General features: G+C 43.0%; 21 protein-coding genes. 15 read left to right on the top strand and 6 right to left on the bottom strand.

What is annotated here, in order from left to right; translation table 11 throughout:
• Positions 1 to 100 precede the first annotated feature (100 nt).
• Complete coding sequence (locus ACP14V_RS08280; RefSeq protein ID WP_136567562.1) at positions 101 to 943, top strand: 1,4-dihydroxy-2-naphthoyl-CoA synthase; 843 nt, start codon at positions 101 to 103, stop codon at positions 941 to 943.
• Here the strand turns inward: ACP14V_RS08280 and ACP14V_RS08275 are convergent.
• The 3 genes from ACP14V_RS08275 to ACP14V_RS08265 form a co-directional block, all read right to left on the bottom strand.
• Complete coding sequence (locus tag ACP14V_RS08275; RefSeq protein WP_272610132.1) at positions 912 to 2,042, bottom strand: HTTM domain-containing protein; 1,131 nt, start codon at positions 2,040 to 2,042, stop codon at positions 912 to 914. The two genes, ACP14V_RS08280 and ACP14V_RS08275, sit on opposite strands and share 32 nt — an antisense overlap.
• Entirely contained in the window at positions 2,024 to 2,365 is a 342-nt protein-coding gene (locus ACP14V_RS08270; protein ID WP_272610131.1) for a hypothetical protein, read from the bottom strand. The genes ACP14V_RS08275 and ACP14V_RS08270 overlap by 19 nt, the downstream gene beginning before the upstream one ends.
• Before the next feature lie 201 nt (positions 2,366 to 2,566).
• Positions 2,567 to 3,910, bottom strand: coding sequence for a serine hydrolase domain-containing protein (locus ACP14V_RS08265; protein ID WP_272610130.1), 1,344 nt, complete (start codon positions 3,908 to 3,910; stop codon positions 2,567 to 2,569).
• Between the two features lie 51 nt (positions 3,911 to 3,961).
• On the opposite strand from ACP14V_RS08265, the gene ACP14V_RS08260 reads away from it, so the two are divergent.
• The 4 genes from ACP14V_RS08260 to ACP14V_RS08245 are packed head-to-tail and all read left to right on the top strand — an operon-like array spanning position 3,962 to position 7,417.
• The gene (locus ACP14V_RS08260; RefSeq protein ID WP_272610129.1) at positions 3,962 to 4,834 is read left to right on the top strand and encodes a pirin family protein; all 873 of its coding nucleotides are present in this window, start codon (positions 3,962 to 3,964) and stop codon (positions 4,832 to 4,834) included.
• A 42-nt stretch (positions 4,835 to 4,876) separates the two neighbouring features.
• Complete coding sequence (locus ACP14V_RS08255; protein WP_236640945.1) at positions 4,877 to 5,311, top strand: 3D domain-containing protein; 435 nt, start codon at positions 4,877 to 4,879, stop codon at positions 5,309 to 5,311.
• Positions 5,308 to 5,967: a peptidoglycan recognition protein family protein gene (locus ACP14V_RS08250; RefSeq protein ID WP_272610128.1), complete on the top strand. Its 660-nt coding sequence runs from the start codon at positions 5,308 to 5,310 to the stop codon at positions 5,965 to 5,967. Before ACP14V_RS08255 ends, ACP14V_RS08250 begins: the two co-directional genes overlap by 4 nt.
• A gap of 4 nt (positions 5,968 to 5,971) precedes the next feature.
• The gene (locus ACP14V_RS08245; protein ID WP_272610127.1) at positions 5,972 to 7,417 is read left to right on the top strand and encodes a M14 family zinc carboxypeptidase; all 1,446 of its coding nucleotides are present in this window, start codon (positions 5,972 to 5,974) and stop codon (positions 7,415 to 7,417) included.
• On the opposite strand, the gene ACP14V_RS08240 is transcribed toward ACP14V_RS08245, so the two are convergent.
• On the bottom strand, positions 7,414 to 7,581 hold the full coding sequence (locus tag ACP14V_RS08240) for a hypothetical protein (RefSeq protein ID WP_161594433.1): 168 nt from the start codon (positions 7,579 to 7,581) through the stop codon (positions 7,414 to 7,416). The two genes, ACP14V_RS08245 and ACP14V_RS08240, sit on opposite strands and share 4 nt — an antisense overlap.
• Positions 7,582 to 7,745: 164 nt before the next feature.
• Here ACP14V_RS08240 and ACP14V_RS08235 point away from each other — a divergent pair, with 164 nt between their 5' ends.
• Positions 7,746 to 8,351, top strand: a complete 606-nt coding sequence (locus tag ACP14V_RS08235; protein ID WP_272610126.1) for a 3-keto-disaccharide hydrolase — start codon at positions 7,746 to 7,748, stop codon at positions 8,349 to 8,351.
• A 56-nt stretch (positions 8,352 to 8,407) separates the two neighbouring features.
• Here ACP14V_RS08235 and ACP14V_RS08230 read toward each other — a convergent pair whose 3' ends face one another.
• Together ACP14V_RS08230 and ACP14V_RS08225 are read right to left on the bottom strand one after the other, a co-directional pair.
• The gene (locus ACP14V_RS08230; protein WP_272610125.1) at positions 8,408 to 9,355 is read right to left on the bottom strand and encodes a 3-keto-disaccharide hydrolase; all 948 of its coding nucleotides are present in this window, start codon (positions 9,353 to 9,355) and stop codon (positions 8,408 to 8,410) included.
• A gap of 51 nt (positions 9,356 to 9,406) precedes the next feature.
• Positions 9,407 to 10,507, bottom strand: a complete 1,101-nt coding sequence (locus ACP14V_RS08225; protein WP_409557932.1) for a vWA domain-containing protein — start codon at positions 10,505 to 10,507, stop codon at positions 9,407 to 9,409.
• Positions 10,508 to 10,682: 175 nt separating this feature from the next.
• On the opposite strand from ACP14V_RS08225, the gene ACP14V_RS08220 reads away from it, so the two are divergent.
• The 9 genes from ACP14V_RS08220 to ACP14V_RS08180 are packed head-to-tail and all read left to right on the top strand — an operon-like array spanning position 10,683 to position 19,366.
• Positions 10,683 to 11,144, top strand: coding sequence for a (2Fe-2S)-binding protein (locus tag ACP14V_RS08220; RefSeq protein ID WP_136567554.1), 462 nt, complete (start codon positions 10,683 to 10,685; stop codon positions 11,142 to 11,144).
• Positions 11,145 to 11,172: 28 nt separating this feature from the next.
• Positions 11,173 to 13,410 (top strand): xanthine dehydrogenase family protein molybdopterin-binding subunit, encoded by a 2,238-nt coding sequence (locus ACP14V_RS08215; RefSeq protein WP_272610124.1) that lies wholly within the window; start codon positions 11,173 to 11,175, stop codon positions 13,408 to 13,410.
• A 4-nt stretch (positions 13,411 to 13,414) separates the two neighbouring features.
• Positions 13,415 to 13,669: a MoaD/ThiS family protein gene (locus ACP14V_RS08210; RefSeq protein WP_152130593.1), complete on the top strand. Its 255-nt coding sequence runs from the start codon at positions 13,415 to 13,417 to the stop codon at positions 13,667 to 13,669.
• A gap of 48 nt (positions 13,670 to 13,717) precedes the next feature.
• Positions 13,718 to 14,704, top strand: a complete 987-nt coding sequence (moaA, locus tag ACP14V_RS08205; RefSeq protein ID WP_272610123.1) for a GTP 3',8-cyclase MoaA — start codon at positions 13,718 to 13,720, stop codon at positions 14,702 to 14,704.
• Positions 14,705 to 14,736: 32 nt separating this feature from the next.
• The gene (locus ACP14V_RS08200; RefSeq protein WP_272610122.1) at positions 14,737 to 15,345 is read left to right on the top strand and encodes an NTP transferase domain-containing protein; all 609 of its coding nucleotides are present in this window, start codon (positions 14,737 to 14,739) and stop codon (positions 15,343 to 15,345) included.
• Positions 15,335 to 16,402 carry a HesA/MoeB/ThiF family protein gene (locus ACP14V_RS08195; protein ID WP_272610121.1) on the top strand — a complete coding sequence of 356 codons (1,068 nt, stop codon included), beginning with the start codon at positions 15,335 to 15,337 and terminating at the stop codon, positions 16,400 to 16,402. The genes ACP14V_RS08200 and ACP14V_RS08195 overlap by 11 nt, the downstream gene beginning before the upstream one ends.
• Entirely contained in the window at positions 16,393 to 17,175 is a 783-nt protein-coding gene (locus ACP14V_RS08190; RefSeq protein ID WP_272610120.1) for a sulfite exporter TauE/SafE family protein, read from the top strand. Before ACP14V_RS08195 ends, ACP14V_RS08190 begins: the two co-directional genes overlap by 10 nt.
• Positions 17,172 to 18,371 carry a molybdopterin molybdotransferase MoeA gene (locus tag ACP14V_RS08185; RefSeq protein WP_272610119.1) on the top strand — a complete coding sequence of 400 codons (1,200 nt, stop codon included), beginning with the start codon at positions 17,172 to 17,174 and terminating at the stop codon, positions 18,369 to 18,371. The genes ACP14V_RS08190 and ACP14V_RS08185 overlap by 4 nt, the downstream gene beginning before the upstream one ends.
• Positions 18,368 to 19,366: an XdhC family protein gene (locus ACP14V_RS08180; RefSeq protein WP_272610118.1), complete on the top strand. Its 999-nt coding sequence runs from the start codon at positions 18,368 to 18,370 to the stop codon at positions 19,364 to 19,366. The genes ACP14V_RS08185 and ACP14V_RS08180 overlap by 4 nt, the downstream gene beginning before the upstream one ends.
• Position 19,367 lies beyond the last annotated feature (1 nt).

Genomic DNA, 19,367 nt, shown 5'->3' with positions numbered 1-19,367 from the left:
CCAATCCTTTGTATGGATGACTTATGCTAGAAAAGTCTTAATGGTTCACTGTCCCATAAATTTTAAAAATACCGTACTTTGTGCTTCAAATACCATATTTATGAAATCACCTAACTGGCAAACTGTCCAAGAATTTGAAGATATCACCTATAAAAAAAGTGATGGGGTTGCCCGAATTGCCTTTAACAGACCCAATGTACGCAATGCGTTTCGCCCAAAAACAACCAGTGAGCTCTACCAAGCTTTTTATGATGCCCAAGAGGACACATCCATAGGGGTAGTGCTACTTTCGGCAGAAGGACCTTCCACCAAAGATGGTAAATGGGCGTTTTGTAGTGGCGGAGACCAAAAGGCCAGGGGGCATCAAGGATATGTGGGTGAAGATGGCTATCACCGTTTGAACATTTTGGAGGTACAGCGCCTCATCCGCTTTATGCCCAAGGTTGTCATTGCTGTAGTGCCAGGCTGGGCCGTTGGGGGAGGGCACAGTCTGCATGTAGTCTGCGATATGACCCTTGCCAGTAAGGAACACGCCATTTTTAAACAAACCGACGCTGATGTGACCAGTTTTGATGGTGGTTATGGATCGGCTTATTTGGCTAAAATGGTTGGACAAAAGAAAGCTAGGGAAATTTTCTTCTTGGGTCGAAACTATTCGGCACAGGAAGCCTATGAAATGGGTATGGTAAACGCCGTTGTACCCCATGAAGAACTTGAAGCTACTGCTTATGAATGGGCTCAGGAAGTTTTGGCCAAGTCGCCCACTTCAATCAAGATGCTCAAGTTTGCCATGAACCTTACCGATGATGGCATGGTTGGTCAGCAGGTATTTGCCGGTGAAGCCACCCGATTGGCTTATATGACCGAGGAAGCCAAAGAAGGTAGAAATGCGTTTTTGGAAAAACGTAAACCTAACTTTGGAAAGAATAACTGGATTCCTTAATCGATTGCTTCCCTAAAACAAACACTATTAGCATACCCCAATAAACAACAGACAATATGTAGTGTTCCACGGGATGCCCAACAAATAGCTGTAAAAAATAATCCAAAAAGAAAAAGATTATAAAGAATCCACCACTGCTAAACAAAAGGTGGGTTACCGCACCGAGGTTTCTATACTCATGGGTATCTGTTGAAACCAAAAGACCGGCTTCAGAGCTTTCAGAGTTTGTATTCTTAATGGTGATTTTTTGATTCCAATCAAACAACTTCTTTATCCACATGGACAGGGAATACCATCCCCCTTTGGCATAAACCTGCATGGGAACGGATTCTTTAGTAACAAAAGCAATCAAAATAATGACAATATCATCAAAGAAATGCCCAAATCGTTGCATGGTCACCGTGAACAGCACCAAGTGAAAAAACACAATCAGATAGACCGCTGTATTCCTAAATCGTTTGGTGAACAAGAATATCCCAATTACCACTTCCAAAAACATGGAAAACCATGACAGTGCTTGGGCAAAGACCAGATTTTCTGTTTTATTGAAAATTAGCAAATACGGCTTGTTCTCCATAAGAATTCCCATCCAGTTGTGCATATAAAGTCCATTCCACCAGTCAACATGAAAAAGCTTGTTGACGGCTGCACCTATATAAACAATTCCCAATTGAATGAAAATAAGACGGGGAATGTCTCCCTTTTTATAGATGGATGACATTAAAAAGACACAGGCGCAAATAAAAATGTGGTTCCTAAAAATGCTTTTGGAGGCCAATAAAATCAGTATAATGGCAATCCCTAAAATTAAGCACATTAATCGTGGTTTGTAATTAATGAGCAAAAATCCCGCAGGTATCGCAAAGGCAACCCGCATTGCGGTTTTATACGTGCCAGGGAAGTCTTGGAACATGTCCAAAAATGACAAATTCGGAATATAGGGGTCGCCGATTTTCCAAATAAACCCATTTAGAATTAGAATAACCAAAAGCAGTTTGCACATGACCAAAATGTTCCAACGCATTTCAGTAGTGTCACTGCGCCACGGATAATATTTTGGAAGCCAAGGGTAGTTTTGTTCTATTGAGGATAGTACCATGTTTTTGAAGGATGTCCGTTAGTTGAATATGTTATGCTCACTTTGGCATTGTCAGTTTTACCATATGTTTTTTCATACTGTTCCACGATAGAAAAAATATTATCTATAGCCCTGGGCTCAATGGCATCTGGACTGTATCTATATCTTTTTTCGACCTCCTCCATGGATAACGAATCCCCATCTATGACAACATTTATTTTATAAACGGTCTGTTCATCAAAAGGGGCCCAGCAGAAAAAACGCTCGGGAATAAACCTTGAATAAACAATAAGAACAACTTGGGAAGCTATGAACAACCAAGCTAAGACTAATCCTATTCTCATATATACGTATTATAAATCCTTGTATAAACCAAAAAGAGCCTTGCCACTTGGGTCAAGACTCTTTTACGAGAACACTATATGAAAATGAAAAAATTTACTTTCGAATCAATTACATGGTAAAACTACCATCTGTGTCCCTGTAAAAGAAATTATTGTTGTGAATATATCCTTTATTGTGGTTTATTTCAACTTCGGTATGATTTAATCGACATTCTGAACAGATTTCACGATGGCTGACAATACGCCATTCACGTCAAATTCCGGTTCCTCTGCCAAACCGGTACGCACAACGACCAAATCCTTGGACGGTATCACAAACACATATTGTCCCTGATAGCCATTACACGAGAATAGGTCTTTGGGCACATCTGGATACTTGCCTTCGGCATTAAGCCAAAAGTGTGCCCCATATGTTCCGTTAGAGTGCAGGGTAGGGATAGTGATATAGTCTACCCACTCTGGGGCAAAGATTTGTTTCCCATTCCATTTTCCCCTGTCCAGATACAACTGTCCAAAACGGGCCCAATCACGTGTGCTGGCCCAAGCATAGGAGGACCCCACATAATTCCCGGCAATATCGGCCTCCAAAACCATGGAATGCATGCCAATTTTATCAATTAAACTGGAATAAGGGAAATCCAAATATTCCTGATGGCTTCTGAACTGTTGTCTGAGTATCCCGGAAAGTAGATTGGTGGTTCCTGAAGAATAGTTCCAAATCTCCGTAGGGGGTGCGATGGCTTTTTTCTCTCTTTGTTTTTGTGTCATATCGCTATCCAAGAACAACATTTGAGTAACATCGGAAATTCCGCTATAATCCTCATCCCATTCCAACCCGCTTTGCATGCGCAGCAAATGGTCAAGCGTAATATTCTTTCGCTCATCGGCTTTCCATTCTGCAATTGGAGCAGGCCAATCCATTTCCAACTTGCCCTGATGTTCCAAAACCCCAAAACAGGTGGCTAAAACGCTCTTGGTCATGGACCAACCCAAAATAGGCGTATCCTTGGTAAAGCCCTCTATATATTTTTCGGTGAGCAAATGACCTTTGTAGAGCACCAAAAGGGTGCGTGTTTTCTGTACATCTGGATTGCCAAAGGCCATGGCCACTGCTTTACTGAGTTGTTCCAAATCCACTTCCTCAAAAATGGAATCCAGAGGTTCTGCTTGCCCAAAAGGGTATGGAATGGTATCCATAATTTTGTTTCGATTGGGGCGAATGGTCAATTTGTCAGGATCATAGCTATCATTAATCAGTACGGTTCCCAATCCATCACGATACACTGCAGTACGTTCCATCAACCCATAAACCGTAGAAGAAGCTGATTCTTCCGTTTCATCCACTTGGGTTTCGGCCAACTCTATTAAAGGCACATTGTTATCATACGTATTCATGGATGCGGTCGAACGCTTTGCCACAAAGACCCCAGAGGCCATATTTTTTGCCGCGTACCCTGAGATAATGTTCAATTTGGGATAATTCAAATAGATGACCACCCCCACAATAATAATCAGGAGCAGCAAAACACGTTTAAGTAGTTTCATGGTGTTGGATGTATTTGTAACTTTCTGTTTCTAAATATAAACATTTACCGCATGTCCAACATAGGATTGATCATTGAAGAACGCAGCAGGGATATAGGCGATTTTTTGGTGGGAAGACTTATCCCTTTCCGAAAGAAGCGAATGATAGGCCCTTTCATTTTTATAGACCATATGGGACCTACCCAACTGGGACCAAAAAAATATATGGATGTGGACCAACATCCACATATTGGCCTATCCACACTGACATTTATGCTAGAAGGGGAAATTATCCACAGGGATGGAATGGGAACGCATCAGCGCATACGGCCAGGCTCCGTAAACTGGATGACCGCAGGGAAGGGGGTAAGCCACACGGAACGAACCCCCGAGGATATGCGCCAAGGAAATATCTTCACGGCACATGGCTATCAAATATGGGTGGCACTGCCCAAAGAATTGGAAGACATGGAACCCCAATTCCATCATATTGAAGGGAAAGACCTCCCCAAATGGAAAGACCAAAGTGCAGAATTCACCTTGGTGGCGGGAGAGGGCTACGGAAAGAAATCGCCAGTTCCAGTACATTCCCCTTTATTCATGATTGAAGTAAAGAACGCTGAGGCCTATTCACTTAACGTGAACGGGAAACTTAAAGGGGAAATTGGAATTTGCATTGTAGAAGGTAGTATAGAAGCCTGTGGTGAAGTCGTCGAAAAAGGAAATATACTGGTATCCAAAGTCGAAGACACCTGTAACATCAAGCTTAGCCCAAACACACACCTTTTATTGTTCGGCGGTGAACCCTTCCCGGAGGAACGTCATATTTTTTGGAATTTTGTGTCGTCAAGCAAGGAAACTATAGAACAGGCCAAGGAAGCTTGGAAGAACAAAACCTTTCCCATGATGACGGATGATAATACCTATGTGCCACTTCCTGGCTGATTCTGAGGAATATGTACCTTTAAGAAATCAACACAAGGCCTATTGCGAAAACTACTCTTCATATTTATTCTTGCCACGGCTTGCTCCAAAAAGCCTGATGCTAAATTGAAACCTCCCCAGTTTGAATGGTTGGGGCATGAGGTAACTGCTTCGGCCTATAATTCTGTCTTTTGGCAAACGGATAGTATTTCTCCCTCGGTAGCGGCATGGGGCGATACGTTAAAACCCGGCATGAAATGCATTGCGGTCTCACGCGACCTCATTAAAATGGGGCTTACACACAATACGATGGTTAAAATAGACACCTTTCCAGACACCTTTTATGTAAAGGACAAAATGCACTGGAAGTGGAAAAACCGGATTGACATCTACATGGGAAAAGATGTAAAAAAAGCGCGGGAATGGGGAAAAAAGAGGTTGCAAATTTGCTATGCTCTCCCTTTGGACACTATTTTTACGCAAAATACCCTTCAATGAAAAAAATACTGTTCCTCTCTTTATTGGCAATTGCAACCTGGTCTTGTTCCGTAAAAAGACAAATCGTGGATATCCCAATCCTTTTCAACGAACAACGTGTAGAACTTACCAAGGAATATTTGGCCCAACGTTACAATTTGGAGCAGGAAACTACGGACATTGTCCCAAAAATGGTCGTGTTGCACTGGACCGTCATTCCTACTTTGGAAGGATCATTCAGGGCATTCAACAACCCAACACTGCCCAACTGGCGTCCCGCATTGGAAAATGTGAGCGGGTTGAACGTTTCTTCCCACTTTTTGGTGGACAGGGACGGTACCATTTACCGATTGATGCCCGAAACCACCATGGCAAGACACACCATTGGATTGAACCACTGCGCCATTGGAGTGGAAAATGTGGGTGGGGGCAAAGATTTACCGTTGACCAAAGCACAGCTTAAGTCCAACATTTATTTGGTGGAATATTTGGCCTCAAAATATAATATCGAGTACGTTATAGGTCATCAAGAATATACACAGTTCGAGGGTCACCCCCTTTGGTTGGAAGTGGATGATGGCTACCGTACCACAAAAACAGATCCTGGAATGGACTTCATGGAAAAAGTTCGAAAAGCCACTAAAAAATATAACTTTAAGCCTGTACCCACAAAATAAGAAGATGCTAAAAAAACTCTTGCCCCTTGTATTGGCGTTGACCACCATGTCTATTAATGCACAGGATGCCCTCACCTCACAACTGTATGAAACCTATGAGAAGTACAAGGAGCCTTCTTTGGACAAAAGACGGGTAAAGCATGTGGACATACAGCCCTTGATCCAGCAATTTGATGCAAATCCGAAATTTAAAGTCCAAAAAGTAGGAGAATCCATTGAGGGCAGGAACCTAAACCTGATCAGTATTGGTACGGGTAAAATAAATGTGTTCTTATGGTCGCAAATGCATGGCAATGAACCAACGGCCACTCAAGCCATTTTTGACATCCTTCATTTTTTGGACTCCCAAGACTTCAAAAAGGAAAAACAAGAAATATTATCCCAATTGTCCCTACATTTTTTACCGATGCTCAATCCTGATGGGGCGGAAGTTTTCCAACGCAGGAACACCTTGGGAATAGATATCAATAGGGATGCGCTTCGCTTACAATCCCCGGAAGGAAGGGCTTTAAAGCGCATACGGGACAGCTTGGATGCTGATTTTGGTTTCAATCTACATGATCAAAGTACCTATTACAATGCAGAGTTGACGGATAAACCGGCCACCATTTCCTATTTGGCCACGGCCTATAATTATGAAAAGGACATCAATGAGATTAGGGCCAATGCCATGAAGATCATTGTGTACATGAACAAGATTATCCAGAATTATGCCCCGGGCCAGGTTGGACGTTATAGCGATGATTTTGAACCCCGTGCTTTTGGGGATAATATAGCAAAATGGGGAACCAGTTTAATTTTGATAGAATCAGGTGGCTATGCCAACGATGTGGAAAAACAGGAAATCAGAAAGTTGAACTATGTGTCCATTCTCTCAGCGTTGTATACCATAGCCAAGGACACCTACAAAAGTATTCCCATTGAGGATTACGAGAAAATTCCCCATAATGACAGGAAGTTATTCGACCTAAAAATTGCCAATGCCACCTATAATCTTTTGGGTGAGGATTATATTCTGGACTTGGGAATTTACCGTAACGAAGTGGACCTTACTGACCACAATCATTTTTATTACCGAAGTTCTGTAGGGGATCAAGGGGATTTATCCACTTTCTACGGATATGAAACCTTTGATGCAACAGGTTATACCATTGTGCCCCCAAAAATGGTTTCCGCTACAGGTGAGGGGTATACCCAAGAACTCTTGAAAGAAGGTGTGGCCTATTTAAAAACTGCGCTACCAAAGCTAGATCCAGCTGTGAGTACCCCTATCCATCTTGTAGGGGAAGATTTTACATTGACACCTTTTCGTTTACAACCCGGCGTAAACCCTACTTTCTTTTTAAAGAAAGGAGATAAAATAACCCATGCCATCATCAATGGATTTCTACTGGATTTATCCAAACCCATTGAAGAACAAAACTTTGGAAATGCGTTGATTTATCGTTAGTAACCGTAGTGGAAATTGGCCGTGGCCCCATTGATCAGCAATAGGATCAACATAAAAAGCAATGTGCACACAATGGATACAAAAAGGGAAAGCACCAATCTTTTGTATCCCATCGGCAATGGTCCGATGGCACTGTTCTGAATGATTTCTTTGACTACATCCATGGTATTGTTTTTGAGTTAGACGTTAGTTTTTAGGATGTAATTTAGTTGTGGTCGCTACATAATAAACAACCTTTGTTAGAAAAACCCTACCATGGGTCTTGTCAAATACATCAAAGTTTCAGTATCTTTTCAGAATCTTAAAATCAAGAAACCATCATTACATTATGAAACTAACTTTTTTTGGCCTTTTGTTGGCATGTATCTCGTTAGTGGGCTGTGCCCAACAAAACGCAATCGAATTGTTCAATGGGGAAAATCTGGACGGCTGGACCGTTCATGGAGATGAGAAATGGTACGTGGAAGACGGACTTCTCATCTGTGAAAGTGGACCAAAAGCCGGGTATGGGTATTTGTCCACCAATGAGTTTTATGATGATTTTGAGTTGACCTTGGAATTCAAACAAGAGGCCAATGGCAATAGTGGTGTTTTTATCCGTTCTACCGTTGATGGTACCAAAGTAAGTGGCTGGCAAGTGGAAGTGGCCCCTCCAGGTAAGGATACTGGAGGAATCTACGAATCCTATGGTCGCGGCTGGTTGATCAAACCAGACCCAGAGAAAGACAAAAACCTTAAAATGGGAGAGTGGAACACCATGAAAATCCGTGCAGAAGGATCTAAAATCACCTCATGGTTGAATGGAGTTGAAATGGTTACACTGACCGATGAAAAGATTGGGGAAGGAAAAGGTTCTATAGCACTTCAGATTCATGATGGGGGCGGCATTAAGGTAAACTGGCGCAACATTAAGATTGTACCCCTAAAATCATAAACACAAAAAAGCCGGAATTTAATTCCGGCTTTTTTTATGTTCAATCAATACATATATTATTTCTTCAATGGAGTGACCACAAAGCTTCTGTATTCAATTGGGCCATGGTCTCCTTGGATCATAAATGGACCAGGTTCTCCTTCCTTACTATCCAACGCTCCACCGGTAATCCCAGGAATTGTGGCATCTGTGATTACGGCCTTGCCATTAAGCGTCACGGAAACTCTTCGTCCAATCAGAGTGATGTCGTAAGTCTGCCATTCCCCGGCAGATTTGGCTGCATTTTCCGTAGGTTCCAAGAAACCATAGACACCACCAATATAGATATCCAAAGGTTCCAACCCTTCATCATCCTCAATTTGCACCTCATACCTTCCACGAAGGTAAATGCCACTGTTACTTCCTTTTGGATAACGGAACTCAACGTGTAGTTTAAAATCCTGGAATTTTTCATCGGTAATCAAATTGGCTCCGGACTCAGGGCTGATGAGAATCCCATCTTTGACCACCCATTGGTTTGGGTCACGGTCGGTATGCCATCCTGAAAGGTCTTTCCCGTTGAAAACTTCAATGGGTTTGTCCCATTTTGGATTTTCGGTATAAGCCAATTTAGGGGCTCTAACACCTGTCCAATGGTTCACAGACCCATCAGTATAGATCATGGTTCCCTTAAGTTTACCGTCCACCAAGGCTCCATGAAAAACCATATCGGTTCCTTCGGGTTCCCACTGACGGGGAATGCTGAAAGAAAACTGGTTGTCTCCAAAGGTCTTCACTTCGGCAACTGGTCTAGCACTACCAAAAGCGAAGACAAAGCGACCTATAAGCGTTGCATGCCCTGAATGTTTGATTTCCAACCAAGATGGAACCGTTTTTCCCTCAAACTCCATTTCCAAATCCCATCGACCTTCCAATGGAATCTTATTTTGGGCATTGGTTACAAAGACGGCCCCAAGGAGCAGGGCACAACATAAAGTGTACAAGGTTTTTTTCCTGAAAGTCATAGTTTGTTTATTAATTATGACGCCCAAGATAGGGATTATTCAAAAGTCCCGCTATTCGCAACCACCAGTAAATCCATTGGCACTGAATTTAGTCTGAACGGCCCCTTTACTGTTACCATCGGTCAACTGAATGACCAAGTTACTTTCACCACTGCCATCACGTTTTGGGGTACAATACTCAAAAAGATAGAAGCTGTTGGCTTGTTCGGCCACTCTTTGGGATATCTGATTGAAGGTGTTTTCCAATTCCTCTTTATTGGAAGCAAACACACTGGCGGTCTTCCCGATTTTGGTCAACACCTCTGTATCTATCTCCGCACCGAGTCCGATGGAGAAATAAGAAATGTTTCTGTTGGCATTCTCTACAGCTTTTAGGGCATCGGCCTCTTTATATCGGGAAGCTTGGTCCGTGCCATCTGTAAACAACACTATGGATGCCGCCCCTATGATTTCACTGTTGTTGTTTTCCTTGAGCAGATCTTCCGCCTTTTTGGTGGACTTGATCACCGCACCGTACAAATCCGTGGAAGGGTCATTACTGATATCGGCAGTGATCCCATTTATGGCAGCGGTCAATTCCTCAGCAGATGAAGATAACGGATTCAATGCATGCAATTCATCTTCCCCATCAAACCAATAAATCGCCATTTTAAATGAGCCTGTTTCATCTTCGCCAGTGGGCATTACGTTATTGATGAAACTGATGGAAGCTGACTTCAACTCTTCCAGACTTCCCTGCAATACGCTATTGCTCAAATCCAGCACCAATAAAGTGTTGTTGTTGAACACTTGGGAATTTGGGGAAATACGCGCCTGCGATTCCGAAGAGGATATAATATTGAAACAATCATCGTTTCTACCTTGCTCATAAATGGTGAACTGATTGGCTGTTAATCCAGAAACGGGATTACCCATATCATCTGAAACCTTAAAGAGAATGGATACTTTCCCAGGTAAGGTGGTAAACTGGTCTTGAATGGACAATAAGAGGTCATTTTCACCAAAGCCCAGACAGTCATCCGGCTCTTTGCCCTGACCCAATTCACCATCATTTATGTTGAAATTCACATCATCATCAGCATTGCCGCAAGAGAAAAAAACAAGAACTAAGGAGGTTAGGAAAAAATAACGAAGTACGTTTTTCATTTTCATAAAAGTTAAGGTTCAACATGCAGAACGTTCAATTGGTCCAAAAATTATTTTCAAAATGAGTAATAGATTTAAAGAAAAGTTAAAAAACCGTCTCTCTTGTTAAAAAAGAAGCTTTGGATTCATTTTTTGGTAACTTCAACAGCATACAAACTATATTCATTCAAATCAAAAAACTATGCCAACGTATCAAATCAATGTCAACGGCGCATCCAAAACTGTAGATGTTGCCGAAGACACTCCTGTTTTATGGGTGCTGCGTGATCACCTTGATCTTGTGGGTACCAAGTACGGTTGTGGAATTGGCCAATGTGGTGCATGTACCATCCATGTTGATGGCACTGCCATGAGAAGCTGCTCCCTTACCCTTGCCCAGATTGATGGAAAATCCATTACTACAATCGAGGGCCTTTCCGAAGATGGCACCCATCCCGTGCAAGAGGCCTGGAAAGAGATGGATGTACCCCAATGCGGGTACTGTCAAGCGGGACAGATCATGACCGCTTCTGCTTTTTTGGCGAAAAACCCCAATCCTTCTGAAGAGGACATTGAGAATGCCATGAACGGCAATATCTGCCGATGCGCCACTTACACTAGAATTCGCAAAGCGGTGCAGATCGCTGCGGAAAATATGGATTAACACCAGCTTTTCACCTAAAAACAGAATCATGTCAACTAACAATACATTCAACACTTTAAATAGAAGAGCCTTTTTGCGCAATTCTTCCCTAGCCGGAGGAGGTCTGCTCATTGGCTTTAACCTTTTCCAGGCGTGCAAACCTAAAGTCATTGCCGAACCTGCCATAGATTTGGCCAGTTTGGACTATAACGACTTTAATGCCTTTATCAAAATTGCAGACAATGGTGCGGTCACCATATTTTCCCCCAATCCCGAAGTAGGGCAGGGGGTAAAGACATCAATGCCCATGATCATTGCTGAGGAACTCGATGTTGCTTGGGACAATGTGTATGTGGAACAAGGTATTTTGGATACCAATAATTACACCCGACAGGTGGCTGGGGGTAGCCAATCCATCCGATTTGGATGGGATGCCCTACGCCAGACCGGGGCTGCGGCCAAACAAATGTTGGTCAGTGCAGCAGCGGCACGTTGGGGCGTGGACCCATCGGAATGTACCGTGAGCGAAGGGGTCATCACCAATGCAGCAGGAGAAACCCTGGGCTATGGCGATGTCGTTAAAGATGCCGCCCAACTTGAAGTCCCTGAGAATGTTCCCTTGAAAAAAACTTCGGAATATAAGATTATGGGGAAAGACACCCCAAATGTGGATATTGATAAAATTATCACTGGAAAATCCTTATACGGGATGGATTACAAAACTGAGGGCATGGTCTATGCTTCTGTAATGCGTCCACCTGCTTTTGGACAAAAATTGGTTTCCTATGATGATTCCGCCGCAAGGGCCATGCCTGGTGTGGTGGACATCTTCACCATAGGTGAAAAACTACGAGGACTTACAGAATCGGTTCCTAGGATTACAGGCATTATAAGTGACAGTGATAAAATAGTGGTGCTCGCCAACTCTACATGGGAGGTCATGAAAGCCAAAAAAGCCATCAAGGCCGAATGGGAACAGGCCACCAAAGCTGAAAGTACCGAGGAACATGACAAAATTCTGACCAGTCTTTTGGATGGGAACAAATTTGAGACTTTACGTTCGGACGGCAATGTAAAAAAAGCCTTGGCAGAAGCAGACCAAGTGCTGGAACGCACCTATGAATCCCCTTTCTTGCCGCACAGTTGTATGGAACCCATGAATTTCTTCGCAAATGTGACAGAAGAGAAAGTGCACCTAGTGGGCCCTATACAAACTCCAGAAGGCACTGCTGGTTTTGTGGCACAATTGTTAGGCCGCGAAGCCGATGATATCCATTTGGAAATGACCCGTATTGGTGGCGGTTTTGGAAGAAGACTCTATGGTAACTTTGCCATAGAAGCTGCTGAAATTGCCGATAAAGCCAAAAAACCGGTAAAGTTGGTTTTCTCCAGGGAAGAGGATATGGAAGATGGAATCTACAGAATGTCCATTAAATACCGTATTAAGGCAGGAGTGAAAGATGGAAAAGTAACGGCCTACCACTTAAAAGAGGCCGCCGTGAATTCCAATATGTACGGCCTCGTTCCCAATTTCTTCCCAGCCGGGGCCATTGAAAACTACCAAGTGGATACCGCTAAATACGACAGTAACATTACCACAGGCGCATGGCGTGCCCCATATACCAACTTTTTGGCCTATGCCGAACAAAGTTTCTTTGATGAGCTGGCCGAGCTGATGGAAGTGGATAAAATACAATTGCGATTGGATTTGTTGGATAACGTAAATCCTGAGGAAGATGAACGTATCCAATATTCTCCCGAGCGCATGAAAGAAGTCATCAAAGTGGCGGTCGAGAAATCAGGTTGGGGCAAAAAGCCGGAGCATGTACACCAAGGCTTCGTGAACTATTACTGCCACAACACCCACGTGGCCGAAGTGGCCGATGTTGAAATTGAAAATGGAGAGCCTGTACTGAAAAAAATCACCTGTGTGGTGGATTGCGGGATTGTGGTGAACCCCCTCGGAGCCAAAAACTTGGTGGAAGGCGGTGTGTTGGATGGCGTAGGACATTCCATGTTCGGGGAATTGGCATTTAAGGACGGGAAGCCCACCGCCAATAATTTTGACAAATATCGATTGCTGCGGATTAAGGATGCCCCAGTTGTGGAAACCCATTTTATAGACAATGGTCTTTCACCAACCGGTTTGGGCGAACCCACTCTGCCGCCAGCAGGAGGTGCCGTGGCCAATGCTTTTAAATCTGCCACAGGAAATAGACTCTATAAACAACCATTTACCAAAACACCAGAACTTTTAAAAGTACCAGAAAAGGAAATTATAGGCTGATTATATGACGATACTTTTGTTTGGAATCACGAAGGACATTGTGGGAAGTCCCACTTTGTCTGTTCCCACATCCAGTGTAACCGGTAAACAAATACCAAAAACCGTAAGGGAATTGAAACAATTTTTGGGAAACAACTACCCAGAACTCAACAAATTGTCCTCCTTGGCCGTGGCCGTAAACCACAACTATGCCGATGATGACGATGCTATCAATTCCTACGATGAGATTGCGCTTATCCCCCCAGTGAGTGGGGGATAATCCGCATAAAATCGGTATCTTTCCATTACAAAGCAGTTATTTAGATTTATGTTGATAGACAATCACGGAAGACAAATTAATTATCTACGATTGGCGGTGACCGACAGATGCAACCTCCGTTGCAACTATTGCATGCCTTCTGAGGGAATCAATTTTGTCCAAAATGATAAATTGCTCACCATCCCTGAACTTAAACAGGTCAGTGAAATTTTGGTTTCCCAAGGCATTGATAAAATCCGAATCACGGGAGGCGAACCCTTTGTGCGTAAAGACTTAATGGTGTTACTGCGCCATTTGGCAACTTTGGATGGCCTTAAAGCTATTTCGGTCACCACAAATGCCACATTGATTGGCCCCCATATTAATGAACTTAAAGCATTGGGCATTAAAAATATTAATGTGAGTTTGGATTCCATCAACAGGGAAACTTTTGAACGTATTACCCGAAGGAAGCAGTTTGATACCGTCCATGATAATTTAATCCGTCTAATTACCGAAGGATTCAATGTACGTATCAACTTTATTGTATTGGAAGGGCAAAACGAGCAGGATATTATTCCTATTCTGGACGTTATGAAACACCATGATGTCTCAGTTCGATTTTTAGAGGAAATGCCATTCAATGGGGGAAGCAAAAACTTTAAATCCATTGCTTGGAACTATAAGGCCATATTGGAACATATTGCCAGGGCCTTTCCTGATTACCAGAAATTGGAGTCGCCCAAGGAATCCACATCCATAAACTATAAGATTAAGGGGCATACGGGAACCTTTGGCATCATCCCATCTTTTAGCAGAACATTTTGCGGCAGTTGTAATCGCTTGCGAGTTACAGCTACTGGAGATGTGATCACCTGCTTGTATGGAAAGCCTAAGGCAAATCTTCGGGATATAATTCGTGGCGAATCATCAGTGGAAAAAGTGAAAGAAACTATCTTAAAAACCATTGGTTCGAGGGCCAAAACAGGATTTGAAGCACAAAACGAACATTCCAATACCGTTTTTGATAGTTCAATGACATCCATTGGCGGATAGGTAACCCATATCTTGATCTAAACGCAGACAAAATGGAAAAAGCAACACCCAAATTATACGGATTGGTCCTTGCGGGAGGTAAAAGTACCCGCATGGGGTCGGACAAAGGGTTGATTACCTACCATGATGTTCCTCAGCAGGAATATCTCTACCGGTTATTGGAACAGCTATGCGATACTGTTTTCTTGAGCGTTCGCGAAGAACAGGAAGCAACTGTTGAAAAAGCATATAGGACCATTGTGGACAAAAATGAATATCGTGGTCCTTTTAATGGTATTCTTAGTGCGCATGCTTTGCATTCAGATGTTGCTTGGTTAGTGTTGGCCTGTGACCTCCCTTTATTGGACTTGAAAAGTTTAAAACAATTGGTAGAACAAAGGGATTCCAATGCATCAGCTACTTCCTTTGCCACCAACCAAACAAAGCTGCCCGAACCTTTGATTACCATTTGGGAACCCAAAGGGCTTCAAAAGGCCATAACCCACTTGGAAACATCGGAAAGTTCCTGTCCCCGAAAGTTTTTGCTCAATACGGATACCAAGTTGGTCTTCCCCGAACATGACGAGGTGTTGTACAATGCCAATTCACTTTCGGAATACGAGTTTGCAAAATCCAAAATAGCAATCAACCATGGAACCTAGGTATATCAGACAAACCCAATTAAAGGATTTTGGTCCGGAAGGACAGCAAAAACTCGCCAGTGCAAAAGTCTTGGTCGTGGGATTGGGCGGATTGGGCCTCCCAGCTTTGCAGTACCTCAATGCCATGGGTGTGGGCACTTTGGGATTGATGGATCAAGATGTTGTTGAACTGCATAACCTGCAACGTCAGACCCTCTACACCGAAAAAGATGTGGGAAGGTTGAAACTGGAGGTGACCCATGAAAAACTGAGTGCCCAAAATTCGGGCACGCAATTTATTTTACACGACACCTTTTTGACCAAGGATAATGCTCTGGAGGTCATTAAATCGTATGATTTGGTGCTGGACGCCACAGATAATTTCCCAACACGGTATCTCATCAACGACGCCTGCGTTATTTTGGAAAAACCTTTTATCTATGGTGCCTTGCACAGTTTTGAAGGACATGTGAGCGTATTCAATTACAACAATGGACCCACCTATCGCTGTTTATATCCCAACATGCCAAGTCCACAAGAAGTGCCCAATTGTAATGAAAATGGAGTTTTGGGGGTAATTCCTGGAATCATTGGCACGCTTCAAGCTCTGGAAGTGGTAAAGGTATTGACCGGAATAGGGGAGGTCTTATCAGGAAAATTATTGCTCTTTGATGGTCTGAGCCAACAATTCACCAAGATTGGTTTTAAAGCCACCCCTGAAAACCATAACATCAAAAAATTACAAGACCAATACGAATCCTTGGATTGTGGTTTGGTTCCTTCAATATCTGCTGAAGAATTCCAGATTCTGCTAGAATCCCAACAAAGTATCCTTGTATTGGATGTCCGTACTCCCGAGGAGTTTATCGGCCAACATCTGAACGAATCCATCAACATCCCTTTAGGTCAGTTGGAATCCGCATCGGAACACATTGTTGGGGCGGAAGAAATATATGTCATATGCCAATCGGGAAAACGAAGTGAGCAGGCCGTACAACAATTGGAAACCTCTTTCCCAGCCATAAAATTTTATAACGTCTTGGGTGGCATGAACAAAATGAAAACCCTATGTCCTTAGCTTCCGGAGATTTTATTTTACTGACCCTCGCTTTCTTTGTGGTTGCAACCCTTTATTCCGCTGTTGGCTTTGGAGGCGGGTCTAGCTACTTGGCCATCCTCACCTTGGTCTTGACCAGTTTCTTTGCTATCCGCACAACGGCCTTGTTGTGTAACCTTACCGTGGTTACGGGAAGCTGCTACCTCTATTACAAGAATGGGCATTTGCCTCTGAAAAAATTCATCCCATTTGTTGTCACCAGTATTCCCATGGCCTTTTTGGGCGCTTCCTTTAAGTTGAAGGAGCAGGTTTTCTTTATTTTGTTGGCCTTGGCCTTGATCGTATCAGCCATTGCACTGATTTACCAAACCCTTTCCCTGCGTTCCAATTTCAATGTAAAGGAATATCCAAGCTATGTTTCTTATCTTCTAGGAGCAGGTATCGGCCTTTTATCCGGTTTGGTAGGTATTGGAGGAGGGATATTCTTGGCGCCTGTACTTAACCATATGAAATGGGACAAACCAATTGTCATTGCCTCTTTGGCCAGTTTTTTCATCTTGGTCAATTCCGTTTCCGGTATTGGAGGATTGTTTGTTAGTGACTCTTTTGAAATCTTCTGGCCCGAAATATTGGGATTGCTATTTGCCGTGTTGATGGGCGGACAACTGGGTGTGCGGCTCAGTATCGGAAAACTGTCCGCAAAACGCATTCGACTGTTGACTGGCTTTTTGGTACTCTTTGTAGGGGTTCGGGTATTGCTCAAAAACGGATTGGAAGTAAACTTTTTTTCATGATTGGATTTAATGATGCACTAAAAAAAGTGCTGGACCATGCACAAGATTATGGGAAGGAAACTGTATCCTTGGATGAATCCCAAGGGAGGGTTTTGGCTGAAAATATTATAGCCGACAGGGATTTTCCTCCTTTTGATAGATCTACCAAGGACGGCATTGCCATACAATTTGATGCTATTAAATCCCAAGGACAAAATTTTGTCGTTTCTGGAATGGCCCAAGCGGGAACCCCCCAAATACTCCTTGAGAATAGCAGTAATTGTATGGAAGTCATGACTGGGGCAATCGTACCCAAAAATGCCGACACGGTGATCATGTACGAGCATACTTCCAGGGAGGGTGACATATTTACAGTTAATAAACCCATTAAAAAAGGGCAAAACATACATTATCAAGCTAGCGACATTAATCAAGGTGAAGTTTTACTTCAGCAAGGTATCCCAATCACTCCTGCTGAAATTGGAGTGTTGGCCTCGGTGGGAAAGGCACAGGTTATGGTGAAAAAACTTCCCAAAGTTGCCGTCATTTCAACAGGAAATGAATTGGTAGATGTGGAAGAAGTTCCGCTACCGTTTCAAATTAGAAAATCCAATTCCCATTCTTTGCGGACGCTTCTGGAAGTGGAACGTATTACCGCAAACACCTATCATCTAATGGATGACCCTTCCAGTATTGAAAAAACCCTTAAGGAGCTCATGGACACCTATGATGTATTGCTACTTAGTGGAGGTGTTTCCATGGGGAAGTACGATTTTCTGCCAAAAACCTTCGAAGTATTGGGTGTTGAGAAAGTTTTTCATAAGGTGCTACAACGTCCAGGGAAACCATTTTGGTTTGGGGAACATGCAAAAAACAAAACCATTATATTTTCGTTTCCTGGAAATCCAGTTTCCACTTTCGTCAACTATCATTTGTATTTTAAGGCTTGGCTTAACAAAACTTTAGGTAGGGAGGCACCACAATTTGCCGTACTTTTAAGTGAATCCTTTACCAACGAAACGGATTTGACCCTATTCATCGGAGCTAAAATTGATATGAAGGAAGGTAGATTGATGGCCGAAGTTCTGTCATCATCCGGTTCTGGGGATTTGGTAGGACTTTCCAAAGTAGATGGATTCGTATCGATTCCCCCAAAGGAAAGCCTGCAGAAAGAAGCTAAAGCAATGTTTATACCAACCCGAAATCTTTGGCAATGACACACGAACTTAAAACGATAATACAAAGCTATCAGGAAAGGAGTGAGGCTGCCATACTGGCCACTGTGGTTGCTTTGGATGGTTCATCATACCGTAGGCCTGGTGTCCGTATGCTCATTTTTGAGAATGGAGACATGGTAGGAGCCGTGAGTGGTGGATGTGTGGAGAAAGAAGTACTGCGACAGGCCCAAACGGTCTTTACCACAGGAATCTCCCGGATTATGGTGTATGACGGACGTTACCGATTAGGATGCGAGGGTATCCTGTATATCTTATTGGAAACCTTTAAACCCAACGAAACCTTTTTGACCCGTTTCTGGAATGCCATTGAAAACAGAGACCCCTTCCAAATCAATTCCTACTACCAAAAAGAGCAGAGTGATAACGCCAACTATCATTCCGTTTTCCAGTTTGGGGACAACATGTTCCCTGTGACCGATGAAGTTGGGTCAAAAGAAGGACTTTCCATTTTTGAACAGGAAATGCAACCATGTTTTCAGTTGTTGATCATAGGCGCGGAGCACGATGCCGTGCAATTATGTAAATATGCAGCCCTTACTGGTTGGGAAGTAAGTGTGGTGGTCAACCCGAGGGAAGAAAAATCGGAAAAGGATTTCCCCGGCATCCATAAACTCATTCAGGTGGAGCCTGAAGCATTTCAATATAGTCTAGATCCACAAACGGCCGTAGTCATTATGACCCATAGTTTTGTCAAGGACCTACAATTCGTGATGGCCCTAAAGGATGAACTTGGTGCTTACATTGGGCTATTGGGACCTTTTAAACGAAGGGAGAAACTATTTGATGAACTCTTGGAACGTTGCCCTGATGTTTCGGAAACGTTTCTGGATCAAATCCATGGGCCTGCAGGGATTGATATTGGTGCGGAAACCCCTCAGGAAATTGCCATCTCCATTTTGTCCGAGATTTTATCTGTGATCAACAAAAAGGAGCCTCAACTCTTGAAGGATAAAATGGGAAAAATACACACTTAAT

Origin of the sequence: Flagellimonas alvinocaridis (genome assembly GCF_965248585.1) — a bacterium.
GTDB lineage: Bacteria > Bacteroidota > Bacteroidia > Flavobacteriales > Flavobacteriaceae > Flagellimonas > Flagellimonas alvinocaridis.
This window is presented reverse-complemented; position numbering and strand designations above follow the sequence as displayed.